General features: G+C 38.1%; 20 protein-coding genes. 12 read left to right on the forward strand and 8 right to left on the reverse strand.

What is annotated here, in order from left to right; genetic code table 11:
• Nucleotides 1–13 precede the first annotated feature (13 nt).
• Complete coding sequence (locus tag J8L85_RS14695; RefSeq protein ID WP_211018514.1) at nt 14–1732, reverse strand: hypothetical protein; 1719 nt, start codon at nt 1730–1732, stop codon at nt 14–16.
• Nucleotides 1733–1888: 156 nt separating this feature from the next.
• A complete protein-coding gene (locus J8L85_RS14700; RefSeq protein ID WP_211018516.1) occupies nt 1889–3112 on the reverse strand; it encodes a multidrug effflux MFS transporter in 1224 nt (407 codons plus the stop codon).
• A gap of 108 nt (nt 3113–3220) precedes the next feature.
• Here J8L85_RS14700 and udk point away from each other — a divergent pair, with 108 nt between their 5' ends.
• The 9 genes from udk (at nt 3221) to J8L85_RS14745 (ending at nt 10136) form a co-directional block, all read left to right on the forward strand.
• Entirely contained in the window at nt 3221–3835 is a 615-nt protein-coding gene (gene udk, locus J8L85_RS14705; RefSeq protein ID WP_211018518.1) for a uridine kinase, read from the forward strand.
• A complete protein-coding gene (locus tag J8L85_RS14710; protein ID WP_211018520.1) occupies nt 3835–4176 on the forward strand; it encodes a septum formation initiator family protein in 342 nt (113 codons plus the stop codon). Before udk ends, J8L85_RS14710 begins: the two co-directional genes overlap by 1 nt.
• Before the next feature lie 177 nt (nt 4177–4353).
• On the forward strand, nt 4354–5127 hold the full coding sequence (locus J8L85_RS14715; protein WP_211018522.1) for an AAA family ATPase: 774 nt from the start codon (nt 4354–4356) through the stop codon (nt 5125–5127).
• A gap of 1 nt (nt 5128) precedes the next feature.
• Nucleotides 5129–6034, forward strand: a complete 906-nt coding sequence (locus tag J8L85_RS14720) for a ParB/RepB/Spo0J family partition protein (protein ID WP_211018524.1) — start codon at nt 5129–5131, stop codon at nt 6032–6034.
• Nucleotides 6027–6686 carry a DUF5683 domain-containing protein gene (locus J8L85_RS14725; RefSeq protein WP_211018527.1) on the forward strand — a complete coding sequence of 220 codons (660 nt, stop codon included), beginning with the start codon at nt 6027–6029 and terminating at the stop codon, nt 6684–6686. The genes J8L85_RS14720 and J8L85_RS14725 overlap by 8 nt, the downstream gene beginning before the upstream one ends.
• 2 nt (nt 6687–6688) lie before the next feature.
• Nucleotides 6689–7390 (forward strand): 4-hydroxy-tetrahydrodipicolinate reductase, encoded by a 702-nt coding sequence (dapB, locus tag J8L85_RS14730; RefSeq protein ID WP_211018529.1) that lies wholly within the window; start codon nt 6689–6691, stop codon nt 7388–7390.
• Nucleotides 7391–7487: 97 nt separating this feature from the next.
• Nucleotides 7488–9185: a signal peptidase I gene (gene lepB / locus J8L85_RS14735; protein WP_211018531.1), complete on the forward strand. Its 1698-nt coding sequence runs from the start codon at nt 7488–7490 to the stop codon at nt 9183–9185.
• A gap of 11 nt (nt 9186–9196) precedes the next feature.
• Nucleotides 9197–9823: a WbqC family protein gene (locus J8L85_RS14740; protein ID WP_211018533.1), complete on the forward strand. Its 627-nt coding sequence runs from the start codon at nt 9197–9199 to the stop codon at nt 9821–9823.
• Nucleotides 9816–10136 (forward strand): DUF6122 family protein, encoded by a 321-nt coding sequence (locus J8L85_RS14745; RefSeq protein ID WP_211018535.1) that lies wholly within the window; start codon nt 9816–9818, stop codon nt 10134–10136. The genes J8L85_RS14740 and J8L85_RS14745 overlap by 8 nt, the downstream gene beginning before the upstream one ends.
• Here the strand turns inward: J8L85_RS14745 and J8L85_RS14750 are convergent.
• From J8L85_RS14750 to J8L85_RS14775, 6 genes are all read right to left on the reverse strand, one after another.
• Nucleotides 10113–11126, reverse strand: a complete 1014-nt coding sequence (locus J8L85_RS14750; protein WP_211018537.1) for an endonuclease/exonuclease/phosphatase family protein — start codon at nt 11124–11126, stop codon at nt 10113–10115. The two genes, J8L85_RS14745 and J8L85_RS14750, sit on opposite strands and share 24 nt — an antisense overlap.
• Before the next feature lie 7 nt (nt 11127–11133).
• A complete protein-coding gene (locus J8L85_RS14755; protein ID WP_211018538.1) occupies nt 11134–12006 on the reverse strand; it encodes a rhomboid family intramembrane serine protease in 873 nt (290 codons plus the stop codon).
• A 3-nt stretch (nt 12007–12009) separates the two neighbouring features.
• On the reverse strand, nt 12010–12753 hold the full coding sequence (locus J8L85_RS14760) for a rhomboid family intramembrane serine protease (RefSeq protein WP_211018539.1): 744 nt from the start codon (nt 12751–12753) through the stop codon (nt 12010–12012).
• Nucleotides 12754–14598 carry a DNA mismatch repair endonuclease MutL gene (gene mutL, locus J8L85_RS14765; protein ID WP_211018540.1) on the reverse strand — a complete coding sequence of 615 codons (1845 nt, stop codon included), beginning with the start codon at nt 14596–14598 and terminating at the stop codon, nt 12754–12756.
• A 443-nt stretch (nt 14599–15041) separates the two neighbouring features.
• Complete coding sequence (ribH, locus tag J8L85_RS14770; RefSeq protein WP_211018541.1) at nt 15042–15524, reverse strand: 6,7-dimethyl-8-ribityllumazine synthase; 483 nt, start codon at nt 15522–15524, stop codon at nt 15042–15044.
• Nucleotides 15524–16291 (reverse strand): tetratricopeptide repeat protein, encoded by a 768-nt coding sequence (locus J8L85_RS14775; protein ID WP_211018542.1) that lies wholly within the window; start codon nt 16289–16291, stop codon nt 15524–15526. The genes ribH and J8L85_RS14775 overlap by 1 nt, the downstream gene beginning before the upstream one ends.
• Nucleotides 16292–16416: 125 nt before the next feature.
• Here J8L85_RS14775 and J8L85_RS14780 point away from each other — a divergent pair, with 125 nt between their 5' ends.
• From J8L85_RS14780 to J8L85_RS14790, 3 genes are read left to right on the forward strand one after another with little or no spacing between them, the layout of a single operon-like run.
• Nucleotides 16417–17496 (forward strand): DNA replication/repair protein RecF, encoded by a 1080-nt coding sequence (locus J8L85_RS14780; RefSeq protein ID WP_211018543.1) that lies wholly within the window; start codon nt 16417–16419, stop codon nt 17494–17496.
• Between the two features lie 6 nt (nt 17497–17502).
• The gene (locus J8L85_RS14785; protein ID WP_211018544.1) at nt 17503–17922 is read left to right on the forward strand and encodes a hypothetical protein; all 420 of its coding nucleotides are present in this window, start codon (nt 17503–17505) and stop codon (nt 17920–17922) included.
• A 2-nt stretch (nt 17923–17924) separates the two neighbouring features.
• A complete protein-coding gene (locus J8L85_RS14790) occupies nt 17925–18221 on the forward strand; it encodes a DUF721 domain-containing protein (RefSeq protein ID WP_211018545.1) in 297 nt (98 codons plus the stop codon).
• The last annotated feature ends 36 nt before the right edge of the window (nt 18222–18257 follow it).

The following is an 18257-nucleotide window of genomic DNA, read 5'->3' on the forward strand; positions in this document are numbered from 1 at the left end:
GGTCTGGCGAATTTTATTTTACAAGAGAAGTTGACAATACTATATCGGCATTCTCCCAACTTTTCTCCCTTAGCTCCTCTACTTCTTTTACCTTATCAAGATTGTTTAGGTTTTCATAAGCCAATTTTAAACCATGTAGCGCCCATCCATTTTTAGGCAATCTAATTAAGTCTTCTTTGTAGGTGTCTATGGCATCATTATATAACGCTGCCTCAATTTGAATGGCCCCAAGGTGGTGTCTTACCGAAAAAAACCAATCTGGTGGCTCATTATAATTTAAACTATCTTCAATTTCAATAGCTTCTTGTAGCAATGCTATACTTTCCGAATACTTAGATTGATTTGCTAAAATCTCGGCCTTTAAAACATTTCTAGCTATTTGAACCAATACATCGACCGAATTGATTTCCCAAATTGAAATTTCTTTTAAGCTGGCATCCGCCGCAAAAGTTTCTAATGAACGCAATTCTTTTTTTGCCTTTTCTATTTCATCCAATCTTAAAAAAGCCATACCACGTGCATAGTTTAGAATTGCAGATGGATATTTTAAAGAAGGTACTTCATTTTCCAATTCCAATATTTCACTCCATTTACCAAACTTCACGTTTATATAGAAAGGTATGGTATAAAAATGCTGTAGTGTTCCCCAACCAGGTTCTTTCATTAAAATAGTACTTGAATGTTTTGCTACGTTATAAGATGCCTTTAATGCCAATTCACTATTGCCCTCTAGCGCAGCGGTTGCTGCCATGAAATGATAATTATGCGGAAAATAAGCAATCGGATATGCACCTTGAGCATTGCACGTAGCAATATAACTGCTATCTACGGCCACTGCACGTATATTGGCCAATGTACCTTTATGATAGTCTCCTGTTCTAATATAAACATGGGAAGGCATATGAATAAGGTGCCCAGCACCGGGAACTAGATCATCGTCAAAAATTTTGGCGCTCTCGAGCGCATCTTCTGGATGTAAGGACGCTTCTAGCATATGAATTTTAAAATGATGTGCCCCCACATGCTTTGGATCAATTTCCAAAGCCTTATTGACTACCTCGATGATCTCATTCGTCCTTTCTTTAGGATTACCTTTTTTATCCCACAAATCAAAAGGAAACATATCCATTATTGATTCAGCATACAAAACTGCCACATCGGCATCATTAGAATAATTAATATAAACTTCCCGTAGCGCATTTGAATATTCCAGGTCCAGACTACCTCTGTCCCCTACCGGGAACTGAACATACCTTTTTGATAAGGCGTCAATTAGATCTTTTTCTTTCCGAGAAGCATTATTTTCTGCCAGTTCTTTTGCCTTTTGAATCGCATTGTACGCTCTTTGATAATTATCCGGCTCCATGCCTGCATTGTAATTAGGCCCTAAAACATATGCAAACCCCCAATATGCCATTGCACAATTAGAATCCAATTTAGTTGCATAATAAAATGACCTTGCTGCTTCTGCATGATTGAAGCCGTACGCCAACACCATTCCCTGGTTAATATATTTCTGAGCTAGCCTATTGTTGGTGGTTACAGGAAACTCCAATACATCCAAACCGTCAATAAGAGGGGCGACATTATCAGCTTGATACCACGCTATATCCGTTGTAATAGGAGCGCAAGCGATAAAGGGTTTGTTTTTAATATCGTTGCTATTGGTTTTATTCTTACACGCCATTAATACAAAGAGCGGCACCATCAAATAAAGGAATTTTTTTTTCATATCTGTCTACATGAATACTAATAAAAATAGTATACCTACAATATAAAGTCATGATTCTAAAAATCAACGACCCAACGTGTAAACAGCACTAAAAAATGTATAGATAACAACCTGATTAATTAAACGTATGACACTACCTATGCCTTATATTTATTATTATTTGGAGAAGGCTCGGTTACTCGCAAACAATGGTCTTGTTTTGAAAGCCATGAACAAGACCACTGAGAGTAATCCACAAATTCCAAATCCTGCAAAAAGACCCCATACCGATTCTTTAATGAATCCCCCAATAAAAATGGAAATGGGAATGGACAATACGGTAGAAACAAAACCTGTAATAGCCGCTCCAATACCAGCTATATGACCAATGGGCTCCATAGCTATAGACCTTAAATTACCCCAAACAAAGCCCAAGCACAAGAACAACACTGACAAAAAGCTTATTAAAACAGTCACACTCGGATTGGGCTCGCCCCAAAAAAGAAACATATACAAAATACCGATCAAGGTAAAGGAAGTTAATGCTACAAAAGATAAATTACGCATACCAAACCTTAATACCAAGGTACCGTTCATTAAGGTAGAAAAACCTATAGATATGGCCAGCCCGGCAAATACATAGGTAAAACTTTCCTTTAAATCGTACAGTTCTTCAAAAACGTGCTGCGCAGAGCTCAAGTACACCAAGAAAGAACCGGTGATCAAACCCGTCATAATGGTACAAGAAACCGTTTCTCTGTGTCTAAAAATTTCTTTGACACCTTTTATGAAAACCGAAACGGAAAATGGCACTTTATGGGCAGGTTTCAGTGTTTCTTCCTGTCTTTTATAAAACCATATACAAACAAGCAACGCGAAGAAAAGCTGTGCATAAAAAATACCATGCCATCCCATAACTTGCATAACAGCTTTGCCAAATGCCGGTGCCACGACCGGAACAAGAATAAAAAAAGCCGTCACAAAAGACATGATCTTGGCCATATAATCTCCCTTATAGGTATCCCTAACAATCGATATACTAATGGTTCTGGGAGCAGAAAGCCCTATACCCTGAAGAATTCTCCCTACGATCATAATCTCCAAATCAGGAGCCAATAAACAAACAACACTTGCTACGGCAAAAATGGAAAATCCGATATAAACAATGGGTTTTCTTCCCAAGCTATCAGATAAAGGCCCAAAAAACAACTGACCTACCCCAAGCCCCAAGAAAATCATGATGACCAACAATTGATTTTTGGTAGGGTCCAAACTATTGATCGCTATACCAATATCGGCAATGGCGGGAATAAGGGCATCTATCGTCAAAGCAACAATAGACATCAACGAGGCCATTAAAGCAACAAACTCAAAATTAGGTTTTACTTGTTTATTTTGCATCCGACAAAAATAAAGCTTAATGGTCGAAGGCTGTTTATCAAATCTTCATTTTTAGGTTTAGTAGAATTTTGAAGTTCAAATATGTATTTTTGACCCAAAGAAATTTCTATGTTGATTATTGGAATTGCCGGAGGTACCGGTTGTGGAAAAACTACAGTAGTAAATCAGATCATAAATGAGCTTCCCTATGAAGAGGTAGGTGTAATATCACAAGATTCCTATTACAACGATTTATCCCACCTTTCTTTGGAAGAAAGAAGAAAAACAAATTTTGACCACCCCAACTCCATAGACTTTCAACTTCTAGAAGAACATTTACAAGCATTAAAAAACGGAAAATCGGTAGAACAGCCCGTTTATTCTTTTTTAGAATGTAACCGTACCCAGAAAACCATTCCGACACACCCTAGAAAGGTAATGATCGTAGAAGGCATTCTGATATTGGCCAATAAGGCCATAAGGGATATGTGCGACATTAAAATCTTTGTACATGCCGATACCGATGAACGACTCATCAGAAGATTAAAAAGAGATGTGAACGAACGTGGCTGGAACTTGGATGAAACGTTGGAAAAATACCAAACCGTAATAAAACCTATGCACGATCAGTTCATAGAGCCAACAAAAGAACACGTCGATATAATTATACCGAATAATAAATACAATACGGTCGCCGTTGAAATCGTAAGGAGCATTATCAATGAAAAATTAGCACAGGCCTAATGGGGTTTAAAGAATTAAAACAGAAGAAATGGTTCAAGATCATGACCAATATTTATGTATTGGTATTGACCATGTTCGCCATATGGATGGTTTTCTTTGATACCAACTCGTTACTTATACATCTAGAATTAAAAAGAGAAATCAACAAACTGGAAAAAACCAAGGATTTTTTACAGAGTGAAATCGAAAAAGACAAAAAGGTCATCGAAAAACTATCGGACCAAAAAGAACTAGAAAAATTTGCCCGTGAGGAATATTATCTCAAGAAAAAAAACGAGGAAATTTATTTAATAGAGTACGAAGACAGCTTAAAACTAAAAGAAAAGGATAAAAAAGAATAAACAGAACGCTGTATTTAATTGTTAATCGCTTCTTAATTCACGACTTGTTAACGCTTTGATAAATAAAAGTTTAACTCTTTTTTAAACAAAAGTACATTGTTATTCACCTAGTGTTAACAAAATCCTTTTACCAGCCTCGCAAATAATTGTATTTTTACATCCTAACTTACTTTGAATATGGGCAAGATAATTGCTATCGCAAATCAAAAAGGTGGTGTTGGCAAAACTACCACTTCTGTTAATCTGGCTGCCTCTTTGGGGGTATTGGAGAAAAAGGTGTTGCTGATCGATGCCGATCCCCAAGCAAATGCCACTTCTGGATTAGGAATAGATGTGGAGAGTGTTGAGCTTGGCACCTATCAATTATTAGAGCATACCAAAACGGCGAAGGAAGCTATTATTCCAACAACATCCCCAAATGTTGACCTAATTCCCGCGCATATTGATCTTGTGGCCATCGAAATTGAATTGGTGGACAAAGATCAAAGGGAATATATGTTGAAAAAAGCCATTTTAGAGCTTAAGGACGATTATGACTACATTCTTATAGACTGTGCGCCCTCTTTAGGGTTATTGACCCTTAACGCCCTAACGGCTTCCGATTCCGTCATAATTCCCATTCAGTGCGAATACTTTGCCCTAGAAGGGCTGGGCAAGCTTTTAAACACCATAAAAAGTGTACAAAGAATACACAATCCACAATTGGATATCGAAGGAATGTTGTTGACCATGTACGATTCTAGGTTAAGATTGTCTAACCAAGTGGTAGAAGAGGTAAGCAAGCATTTTGGCGATATGGTCTTTGAGACCATAATCCAAAGAAATGTAAGATTAAGTGAAGCCCCTAGTTACGGGGAGAGCATTATTAAATATGATGCATCCAGTAAGGGTGCGGTCAACTACCTGAATTTGGCAAACGAGGTAGTAAAGAAAAACAAGCAGACAGTATAAGATGGCAAAGGCAATAAAGAAACAAGCTTTGGGAAGAGGTCTTTCTGCACTTTTGAAAGACCCGGAAAACGATATTCAATCTGCATCCGACAAAAACGCCGATAAAGTAGTCGGCAATATTATCGAACTTGATCTGGAGCATATAGAGGTCAACCCTTTTCAACCAAGATCCAACTTCAACGACGAGAGCCTTCAAGAATTGGCCACCTCTATTCGAGAGCTTGGTGTTATCCAACCTATAACAGTAAGAAAATTAGGTTTTAACAAGTATCAGCTGGTCTCTGGAGAAAGAAGATTCCGTGCCTCCAAGCTTATAGGACTAGAGACTGTTCCTGCCTATATTAGAATTGCCAATGATCAAGAATCATTGGAAATGGCCTTGGTAGAAAATATTCAAAGGCAAGACCTGGACCCTATAGAAATCGCCTTGTCCTACCAGCGTCTTATAGATGAAATAAACCTGACCCAAGAAAAACTGAGTGAACGTGTCGGTAAAAAACGGTCTACCATTGCCAATTACCTTCGTTTGTTGAAATTAGACCCTATCATTCAAACAGGAATGCGAGACGGGTTTCTTAGTATGGGACACGGCAGGGCCTTGGTGAATATAGAAAACAGAAAAGACCAAATCGCCCTTTACGAAAAAATCGTTGGGCAAAACCTATCTGTAAGGGATACGGAAAATGCTGTAAAAAACTACCATCAACAAGACGATAAAAAACCAACAAAAACAACTACAAAACAGAAGCCTCCGGTCTTTGTAAGCTCTGGTATAAAAGAGATTTCAAAACATTTAGACGTAGGGGTAGATGTTAAGACATCTGGAAAGTCCAAAGGAAAAATAACCATTCCTTTTAATTCCGAGGAAGAATTTGAGCGTATTAAAAAGTTAATTACGGGTGCATAGACTCTTAACCACATTCGCTATCGCTTTTTTTCTGGTTTCCAATAGTTATGCTCAAGAAGAGAACGAAACTCAAGAAACAAAAGAAATAGACAGCGTCGCTACTTCATTAAGTACCGATGTTGATATGGTCATCATTCAAGACTCTATTCAAAAAAAGGAACTGAAATTTAATCCGTTAAGCCCCAGTAAAGCAGCTTTTTACTCTTCTATTCTACCGGGTTTGGGTCAAATTTATAATAAAAGATATTGGAAAGTACCCTTGGTATACGGAGCCATAGGGGGCAGTATTTATGCCTACAGCTGGAACAACAACAACTACAAAAGGTTTAGGGTTGCCTTTAAAAGAAGGCAGGCAGGTTTTACAGACGATGAATTCTATGACCTAAACGGTGACAATGCCCCTGGCGACGATCCAGATCTGGATATAGACGACTTAGAGAACCAACAAGAAAGGTTTCAACAAGACAGGGATCTATGGCTAGTAATCTCAATTGCGGCCTACGCACTTAATATCATAGATGCGAACGTAGATGCTCACTTAAAACAATTTAATATAGACAATGACCTTTCCGTAGATTTTGAACCTTTTCTAGATTTGAATAGCGTAACAAACGATCCAATATACGGAATGGCCTTAACCATAAAATTTTAAAAATGAAGATTGCACTTTTCGGTTATGGAAAAATGGGTAAGATGATCGAGCGTCTGGCACTGGAAAGAAACCATGAAATCGTAGCCAAAATAGATAACGATTCACAAGAAATAGATTTTTCGAAAATAGAGGTCGCCATTGATTTCAGTATGCCCAGCGCAGCGTACGGCAACATTACCAAATGCATAGAAAACAATGTTCCCGTAATTTGCGGTACCACTGGCTGGCTAGACAAATATGACGATGTCGTAAAATTGTGCAAAGAAAAAGAAGGCGGTTTCATCTATGCCTCCAATTTTAGCCTTGGGGTCAACATATTTTTTGAACTGAACGAGTATCTGGCAAAAATGATGCGCCATCTGTCGCAATACGACATACGAATGGAAGAAATACACCATACACAAAAACTGGATGCTCCCAGCGGTACGGCCATCACATTGGCAGAGGGCATTATGGCAAATTCCGATTACTCAGGTTGGAAACTCGACGAAAAAATAAAAAACAATATCCCCATTACATCTAAAAGAATCGGAAACACACCAGGTACACACACCGTAGACTATGTAAGCGATGTTGATAGTATCGAAATAAAACATACGGCCCACAACCGTGAGGGATTCGCATTGGGAGCCATAGCGGCCGCGGAATGGATTATCGGTAAAACAGGTGTTTTCACCATGAAAGATGTGTTAAACCTTGGTTAAAACAAGTAACAAAAACTAAATTTTAGGACAAATGGTTATTAACGAATATCCACACTATGGACCCAAGGGTATTCTGTAAACATAAAATTATAAAATCATGAATGGCACTCAATGGATTATATTCATACTCATAATACAAGTTATCCATTTTCTTGGAACATGGAAACTCTATGTAAAAGCAGGACGTAAAGCATGGGAGGCTGCAGTACCGGTGTACAACGCTATAGTTTTGATGCAAATAATAAACCGGCCAAAATGGTGGGTGGTCCTTTTGTTCATTCCTATCATCAACCTTCTAATGTTTCCCGTTATTTGGGTGGAGACCATTCGTAGTTTTGGAAGAAACAGTGCTTTGGAATCTTGGCTGGTAGTTCTTACCCTAGGCCTTTATATTTTTTATGTCAATTACTCTTTGGATGTTACCTACATACCCGAAAGAAGCTTACACCCGAGAACAGCACTTGGAGAATGGGTAAGTTCTATTGTTTTTGCCGTGGTAGCGGCCACTTTGGTACACACCTATTTTATTCAACCGTACGTCATACCTACCGGTTCGCTAGAACGTACGCTAAGGGTGGGCGACTTCTTATTTGTGAGTAAATTTCATTACGGGGCAAGAACCCCGATGACCACGGTAGCAGCCCCTATGGTGCACGACACCCTACCTATATTGGGCATAAAATCATATTTGAACAAACCTCAACTCCCCTATTTTAGATTACCTGGCTTCACCAAGATCGAAAGAAACGATATTGTAGTGTTCAGTTGGCCAGCAGATACCGTTCGGGTATTTTTCAAAAAAGAGGCAGGTGTAAAAAAACCTATCGACAAAAAATCGAACTATGTAAAACGATGTGTTGGTATACCTGGCGATTCCCTAGAGGTTAGAGACGGTTATGTTTTCATAAACGGCAAACAATTAGAATTGCCGGGCAGTGCAAAACCCCAATACGATTATATAGTATATGCCCAAAAAGGAGTATCCTCAAGATTATTGGATAATTTGGGTGTTACCGATTTTACAAGAAAATACGTTTCCGGTCCGCTGAACCAGGAACAGGGCCAAATTTTGAATAAATATTTGATCGGATACAACCAAACAAACGATGGCCAATTGGAAATCTACACCAAGGCCTCCGGTATACCGATAGACGTAATTAAAAAATACCGTCTTTCACTCAAAGAAATAACCGATAGGGAACGTTTTGTTCCGTTAACCGATGAAATGGCAGCCACTTTACGCAAAGATTCTTCTATCGACTCTGTAGTGCGTCAAATAACCCCAAAAGGACAAAGAGGAAACAACCTTTTTCCTCAAAGCCCCGATTACCCGTGGAACTACAGTCAAATGGGACCTATTTACATTCCTGAAAAAGGAAGTACGGTCGCCTTAAACCTGAAGGTACTCCCCTTGTACAAGAAAATAATTAGGGAATACGAGGGCAATACATTAAGCGTAAGCGGAAACCAGATCCTTATCAACGGAGAGGTCGCCGATTCATATACCTTTAAACAAGATTACTATTGGATGATGGGTGACAACAGAGACCACTCGGAAGATAGCAGGGCTTGGGGATATGTACCGGAAAACCATATTGTAGGTACCCCTATTTTTATATGGATGAGTTTCGACAATTTTACCGAGAGCATAGGTAATTGGAGACCACGATGGGATCGTATCTTCACCACCGTTAATGGTGACGGCGAACCACAATCTTACTTTAAATATTTTCTAATATTGCTTATAGCATATTTTGTAGGAAGTTGGTTATGGAAAAGAAAAAAGTCTAACTAGTTTTTAAAAAGATGCATCTTTTACATCCGGCATATTTTCCCAATATCGCTTTTTTCAGTGTTTTCATAAACGATAAAACAATATGGGAAACACAAGACAATTTTCAGAAACAAACATATAGAAACAGAGCTTATATATGTACTGACAGGGGCCGCCATATGTTGAGCATTCCGATAATTCACGGTAAAACGGAAAAAGGAAGACAGCTCTACAAAGACGTTAAGATAGATAACTCGTACTCATGGCAGCGCCAACACTGGAGAACATTGGAAACGGCCTACAGGACTTCTCCTTTTTTTGAATTCTATGAAGACGAGATAAAACCGATTTACGAAAAAAAATTCAAATTTTTAATGGACATCAATCTTGAGTCCATAGCACTTATTTGTGAAGCTTTACAACTCCAAATGCCCGATGCAAAAACCTCTACCTTTGAACTAAACCCTAAAGAAGAGGATTTCAGGTTTTTGATAAATGCCAAACAAAGTGTCAATTATACCGCCGACCATTATACACAGGTTTTTGGGGAGCGCCATGGTTTTATCCCCAACACCAGTATATTGGATGCACTATTTAATTTAGGCCCCAATACGGTAAGCTATCTAAAGCAGGTGCAAATAAAAAAGCCCAATGATTAGATTTTTTCTCCATTATGGCATTCATTTCATAGTACCCTTCATTATTGCATTTATTTTTTTCAAACAATATAAGTGGAAAGTTGCCCTTATACTTTTAGCAGGTATCATCATAGATATAGATCATATATTGGCCGACCCAATTTTTGAAGCTGATCGTTGTAGCATCAATTATCACCCCCTACACAGTTATTGGGCCATTGGTGTTTACCTTTTGATGCTATTATGGAAAAAGACCCGTATTTGGGGTATTGCCTTTCTAATACACATTATTGCGGACATTACAGACTGCCTACTCATTAGAACCAACCTTTAAGGAAACCATTACAGGTTCGTGATCGGAAAGCCCTACATTATAGTTCTTGTGCATTAATATATCGAAGGCCGGATCTGTTAATACAAAATCTATTCTCAATGGAAATCTCCAAAAATTAATGGTTCTTCCATAACCAAATCCTTTCTCCTCAAAACTATCCTTCAATCCTTCTCTTATGGTTCTATAGACACTAGAATACTGCGTGTTGTTAAAATCACCACAGATTATATTTTTATAAGGAGAACCTTTAGCATGCTCCACTAAAATTTCCGCTTGTTCTTGCTGCATGGAGAAAGAGCTTCTTAATCTCTTAAAAAGCTTATCGGACTCTTCCCTTTTTATATTCCATGGTCTTACTTTTAAAGACTCTAAATGTAGGTTATAGAACCGTATAGTATCTTCTTTATAAACTATATCCGCATAAATAATGTTATTAATGGTGTTGGGAAGATTCAAAGACCCTTCTGATATTATAGGATATTTAGAGAGTATACTTTGTGTACTTTTATGTTCTTCGTAAGGGGTCTGGCTTATAAAAGGATATTGCTTAAACTTTTTGCCCCAACTACCCCTATACTCTTGAAAGCAAATGACCCCAGGATCTTCCTCTTTGATAAAATCAACTATTTGCCCCCCTACATCTGTGGCGTGTATAGAGTTCATGGCATTGAATTGCTGAGCATTGAAAGACATAATTTTAAGACCTTCTTCCGAGTTGTTTTCAGCCTTGCCGTTAAATACCACAAACGACCCCAAAATAAAGTAACCAGCCACCAACACCACAAGGGACAACCATATAAGCCTTCTTTTAAACAGAAGCCAGTACACCAAGAAAACAATGTTCAACACTACGAGCAACGGCACCGCCAAACTCAAGAAAAATAGGCTTGCAATAGTGGTAAAGGGGACCACGCACGCCAATAACAAAGTAAGTGCTACGACACTATTAAAACCATAGATGATTCGATTAAAAAAAGACAATCTTTTCATTCACCTATTATTCCTTACCAGCTTTGAAAAGAAAATCCTTTTCAGCCTTTGAAAGGCTTTCATAACCAGATTTGCTGATTTTATCTAGAATGGCGTCTATTTTTTTCTGATGGCTCTGCGCATCATAGCTCTTTGATGAAGTTGAAGTTCGAGATTGTTTTTTATACACTGTTTTCAAAGGTGCTTTCTTCTCTGAACGTTTAAACAGATTGGCAACACCATCTACAAATTTCGAAAAACCAGCTCCTATATCCGTTCCTTTAAAAAGTTGTCTTGCATATAAATACCCTAACAAAGCACCGCCCAAATGAGCTAAATGTCCTCCGGCATTTCCACTAGAGGGCAACTGAATTAGATCCATAAGAACTACAAAGACACCTATATACCATAGCTTGACATTAAAAAAAATGACTCTTACCTCTTGATTGGGAATATAAGTACATATAAAAATTAAAATGGCACTGGCACCTGCGGATGCCCCAATTAAATAGGCATTTACGTTAAAAAAAGCAGGAAAGATATTATACCCCAGTATAAAGAAAAGACCTCCCATTATAACACCCAATAAATAAACGTTCAAAAAACGTTTCGGATCAAATAGGTTCAGAAATATGCGTCCCACAAAATAGATGAGCAACATGTTCCAAAATAAATGCCCCAAACCTCCATGAAAAAAAGAATAGGTGATTATGGACCACGGCTGTACAAGAAAATCAAAGAAATCATTTGGTAATTCAAACCATTGCACAATGCTATTCTTTGAAATTCCGAACAGGAAGGGGACAAGAGCGTTCACAATGAACACCAACACATTCACAGCGATTAGCTTTTCCGCTATGCTTAACCTATTAAATTGATATCTTAAGTTTGTCTCCGTCATTCTTTAATTCCAACGGTTATTGTTAAACTGATTCTTTTTCCAATACCACATCATCAAAAATCCGAACAACGCCCCCCCTACATGTGCAAAATGCGCAATACCTTGTCCAAAAATACCATAGCCGGTTACTCCCGAAAACAGATCCAATCCTATTAACACAGGTATAAAAAATTTGGCTTTAATGGGTATCGGAAGAAAAATAAGAAATAATTCGCTATTGGGATAAGACATTCCAAACGCCACCAAAATTCCATAAATAGCTCCTGAGGCCCCTACAGCTGGCGTATGGTAGGCACTTAAAAAGTTGTCTATCGTAGATTTACCTGCAATATTGTACCATTCTGTACTGTACTGTCCGCTCGAAACAATATCCATAACGGTACTTTTCGGTATACCGGAATTCACCAAAGCGTTCATCCCCTCATTAAAATAATAATAATTGACCCCTGTATGGATCAATGCGGCACCCAAACCTGCGGATAGATAAAAAAACAAAAACTTATTTCTACCCCACATACGTTCTAAAGGTGACCCAAAAGCATACAGAGCATACATATTAAATGCAATATGCATAAAGCCCCCATGCATAAACATATGGGTAAGAATCTGCCATATACCAAAATTCTCGTTTTTGGGAAACCACAGAGAAAACCACTGGTACATTTGATCCCCGTAAATATTCGTTGCGATAAAAAACAAAATATTAATTATCAATAAATGTTTTATCGCCTCTGTTATTCTAGTCATTTATATAAATTTTCTATCAATATCATTTTCTGTAATGGTAATATAAGTTCTTTTGTTAAAAGGGCTCAATGTAGCTTCTTTACACGCGAACAAATCATTTACCAAGCCTAATTGCGATGCATCGTCTAAAACCTCACCTGTTTTAACCGATAATGTTTTGGCCAATGTTTTTGCAAGCATATCACTTTGCGAAAAACTATCTTCGGAAACCTCCATTTGAAAGTCCGATATTAATTGCTCCATAACCATTTGTACCTCGCTTTCGGCAACCATCACGGGCACCCCCTTTATTTCAACGGCATCATCCTCTATACTACCAAAAACAAAGCCTACGGCACAAAGGTTCTCCTTTATTTCCTTTAGTATCTCCAATTCTATTTTAGAAAACGATAATAAAAGTGGAAATAACAATTGTTGGCTAACCCCTTCCTTAATGGTCAGGTTCTTTAAAAAACCTTCATAAAGAACGCGCTGGTGTGCCCTACTCTGGTTAATGACGACCATTCCCGATTTTATAGTGGTAACAATATACTTCTTGCGTAATTGAAAAGTGGTCGTAATTGTATCCGCAACATCTCTATCAGAATCAAAGATAGAACTATTGATCTCCTCTGATTCCACTTCAAAAGAACTTACTCCGCTATCAAAAGATTTTTTTTCCAGGCCCTGATACATATTCTCCCATCCCTTGGCACTGGTCTTGGTATAGCTCGGTGTACTTTTTGGAGAAGTGTCCTCCTTAAACGGATTAAAACCAACATCTACCGTTATACTTGGGGCCGGCGCATTCTTGTTTTTAAAATCATAGGGGGTTTCCAAGTTCTGGTCTTTATCAAAATCCAAGGAAGGTACCACATTAAATTGGCCCAGACTATGCTTTATGGTCGATTTTAAATAAGCATATAACGTATGCTCATCATCAAATTTCACCTCTGTTTTTGTAGGGTGAATGTTAATATCTATAGTTGCCGGATCCACTTCTAAGCATATAAAATATCCTGGATGAGTGCCCGGTTTTATCAACCCCTCGAAAGCACCCAATACTGCGTGGTGCAGGTACGGACTTTTTATAAACCTATTATTGGCGAAAAAAAACTGCTCCCCCCTACTCTTTTTGGCAAACTCGGGTTTTTGTATATACCCGGAAATCTTTACGACATTGGTCTCTTCGTTTACGGGAACCAACTTTTCATTCGCCTTTCTACCGAAAATATGAACGATCCTTTTTCTAAAATCGTTCGCGGGCAGATTAAACAGCTCTCCCCCATTGTTATAAAAATGAAATTCGATTTGCGGATGCGCCAGGGCCACCCTATGGAACTCATCTGTGATATGCCTAAATTCTACCTGATCGGATTTTAAAAAATTACGTCTTGCAGGAATATTGAAAAATAGGTTTTTGACCAGCATAGAGGTTCCTTTTGGTACCACCGCTACTTCTTGGCTACAAATTTTGCTACCTTCTATTTTAATATGCGTGCCCACTTCTTGACCCTCTGTTCGGGTCATCATTTCAACATGGGCAATGGCAGCGATAGAAGCCAAAGCTTCTCCCCTAAACCCCTTGGTATTTAAATTAAAGAGGTCTTCCGCCTTTTGAATTTTAGAGGTGGCGTGGCGCTCAAAACTAAGCCTGGCGTCGGTATCGCTCATACCGATACCATTGTCCACTACCTGTATCAAGGTCTTTCCCCCGTCCTTAATAATCAATTTTATTTCTGTCGCCTTGGCATCAATAGCATTCTCCAGTAGTTCTTTAACTACGGATGCAGGACGCTGAACTACTTCTCCTGCTGCAATCTGATTGGCAACATGATCTGGTAAAAGTCTAATAATATCTGCCATTATCAGGAAAAAAATATAGAGAGGTCAAAATCTATGATATATAGAAAAATAAAGATGAGCACCCCTAGAATTATTAAAAAACGAATTTTAACATTACGGTCACCTTTCCTTTTTGTGTCCTCTAGAGCATTACTGATCTTATTTTTAAGTCCCCTTTGGTTACCGAGGGTGCTTCTAAATTGATCGAACTTCGGTTCAATTTTATATGGATTACCCTTGCCTTTATCATCAAAAAACCTAGGATTGTACTCAAACTTCCTGTTTTTTCGTAAACGCGTTATTTTACTTAGCATCCCCATATTCCTCAAAGTTACTTAAATTCAAAAAATGCGGTGTACAAGGAATGCCAAAATTTGTTAACAGAATTCCTCTTTCAAAAGCTATAGGAAACAATTTATCCCTACAAACATAAAAACTAAGATAATCGGATCGAAAAAACCGGGTTACTTACCCAATACAGCCATTTTAATGGCTGCGATGGCCGCTTCCGAACCTTTGTTGCCATATTTTCCACCACTACGGTCAATGGCCTGTTGCATGTTGTTATCCGTTAACACACAAAAAATTACAGGTATGTCGTGTAAAACGTTCAAGTCTTTAATGCCCTGTGCAGTAGCATCACAAACAAAATCAAAATGCTTGGTCTCTCCTTGAATAACACTGCCAATCGCAATTACGGCATCTACATTTTCTTGATGCAACATTTTTTTACAACCAAAGGTAAGCTCAAAACTACCAGGAACGTTCCATCTAACAATATTGGATGATTGCGCCCCACAATCCAACAAGGTTTCCTCGGCCCCTTTATACAACCCTTCCGTTATATTCGAGTTCCATTCAGAAACAACAATCCCAAACCGAAGATTCTTCGCGTTTGGGACTGTAGCCTTGTCGTAATCTGACAAATTTTTATTCTTTGTGGCCATTACGCTCCACTTTTGGCAATTCCTATAAAGGCATCGATAGAACGAGCTTCATCTGAACTGGAAAATTCATTCTTAATTCTCTCGAAATATTTTAAAGCTTTGGCCTTATCACCCATTTCAAGGGCAGTTACTCCCGCTTTATACAAAAATTTCGGTGTCGTATACTCATTGGTACTATGTGCAATGGCGGCCTCATAATATTCCAAAGCATACTTGGGATCGTTCAATTGCATAAAAGCATCTCCCATACCACCTTTGGCAAGAGCACCCAAAATCTCATCGTCTGACTTAAATTCTTCTAAATAGTCAACGGCCTCTTCATATTTGTTCATATTCAAATAAGCCATACCAGCAGAATAATTTGCCAAATTGGCCGCTTTTGTGCCACTGTATTCCTCTATTATATCCAAGAAACCATATTTACCCTCGGCACCTTCAAGAGCCAAAGTAAACAGTGAATCTTTGGCAGTAGTACTTGCCAAGGCTTGATCAAAATATTGTTGTGGGTAGTACATTTCATTTGCCGCACTAGCTTCTTTGGGATTTTGTACAAATTGACTGTACGCCAAGTAACCCAACACACCAATTGCGATAACCCCAATAGCTCCTAAAATGTAGCTTTGATTTCTTGAAACCCATTCTTCGGTCTTGGATGCACTCTCGTCCAAAGTACTGAATACCTCAGCCGTTGTACTTTCTTGCTCTTCAAACTCCTGAGCCTCAACCTTGGTTTTAGGTTTAAATCCTCTTTTCTTATATGTTGCCATCTCTAATTTTATTGGTCGCGCAAAAATAAAGTTTTTATTGAAATCCAATAGTGTATTTATTCGTTATTTTTGGAAGCCCTAGTAGCTATTTCACATTCACGGATAAAAAAAATGGATATTTTTTAATGTTTCTCAAAAAACTATCACTTCTAAATTATAAAAATTTTGATTCGAAAAATATTGAGTTCGATTCAAAAATCAACTGTTTTGTAGGTGACAATGGTGTAGGAAAAACAAATATACTGGACGCTATCTATCACCTTTCGTTCGGTAAAAGCTACTTTAACCCCGTCTCTTCGCAAAACATAAAGCACGGCACTGATTTTTTTGTGATCGAAGGCCTTTTTCAAAAAGAGGAACGTGAAGAAAAAATTGTATGCAGCCTAAAAAAGGGCAGCAAAAAAGTTATCAAAAGAAATGGCAAGGCCTATGAGCGATTTGCGGACCATATTGGCCTATTGCCCTTGGTTATTATCTCACCGGCGGACAGAGATTTGATCCTGGAAGGGAGCGATGTCCGAAGAAAGTTTATAGACGGTGTTATCTCACAATCTGACAAAGACTACCTACAGTCGTTGATCAACTACAACAAAATTCTTTCACAAAGAAATGCCCTATTAAAATATTTTGCCGCAAACCACACTTTTGATAAGGCCACCCTTGGTGTATACAACGAGCAATTACATGCGTACGGATCAGAAATATATACCAAAAGAATACAGTTTTTAGACACCTTCATTCCAATTTTCAAGGAACAATACGAGGCGATCACCAACAATACGGAAGAAGTTGGCCTTACCTACGATAGTAAATTGTTGCACAACGACCTTTCTTCATTATTGGAAGAAAACCTAGCGAAAGACAGAGCCCTACAATACACCAGCGTAGGGATACATAAAGACGACCTTAGTTTTTCAATAAAAGATTACCCCATTAAAAAATTTGGCAGTCAAGGCCAACAAAAATCATTCTTGATAGCCCTAAAATTTGCGCAATTCCATTTTATGCAAGAATTGGCAAAAACCAGTCCTATTTTAATTTTAGACGATATTTTTGACAAACTGGACGAAAACCGTGTGTCCCATATTATTTCGTTGGTGAACCAAGAAAACTTCGGACAAATTTTTGTGAGCGACACACATGCGGAAAGAACCGAAAAAGTTGTAAAAAAGATTCATCAGACCTATAAAATATTTAAGTTGTAATTAAGCATGAAAAAGCTAATACTCACCATCATAACATCATTTACCCTCTTCGCTTGCTCCGATAAAGTCTCTAAAAGTGACCTAAACCACCTTAATGGTTATTGGGAGATCGAAGAAGTTGTTTTTTCCGATGGAAACAAAAAGGAATACAAAGTAAATTCCATCATCGACTATATAGAACTTGATGATCTTAAAGGATACAAAAAAAAGGTGATGCCACAATTTGACGGAAGTTTCAAAACATCGAACGACGCAGAACCGTTTACCATAAAACAAGAAGAGGACGGTTTTAAAATTTTATACAAAAATGAGTTAAGCGAATGGGAAGAAAGTATTATCTTCTTGTCAGAAGACAGTTACTCTACAAAAAACGAGGAAGGTACTGTCTACCATTTTAAACGTTTTGAGCCTATAAAAATTGAATGATAATGTCACGAAGAGAAAACGATAACCTTAGCATGCAAGATGCCCTTTCTGCGTTCATAAAAAAGAACAAGCTGCAAGATGGCATAGACAAGGTAGATGTAAGAACAGCATGGTCTAACCTTATGGGCAATGGTGTTCAGAACTACACCACTGATGTTGAACTAAAAAACAGCACCTTGTTCGTATCTCTTTCCTCTTCAGTTCTTAGGGAAGAACTGAGTCTGGGAAAATCAAAAATCATACAAATGATAAACCAAGAACTTGGAAAAGACCTGGTAAAAAAATTGGTCTTGCGCTAAACATTGCCAATAAAAAAATAAAGGGGCCGATACAGT

It is taken from the genome of Maribacter sp. MMG018, from assembly GCF_018100785.1.
Classification (GTDB): Bacteria; Bacteroidota; Bacteroidia; order Flavobacteriales; family Flavobacteriaceae; genus Maribacter.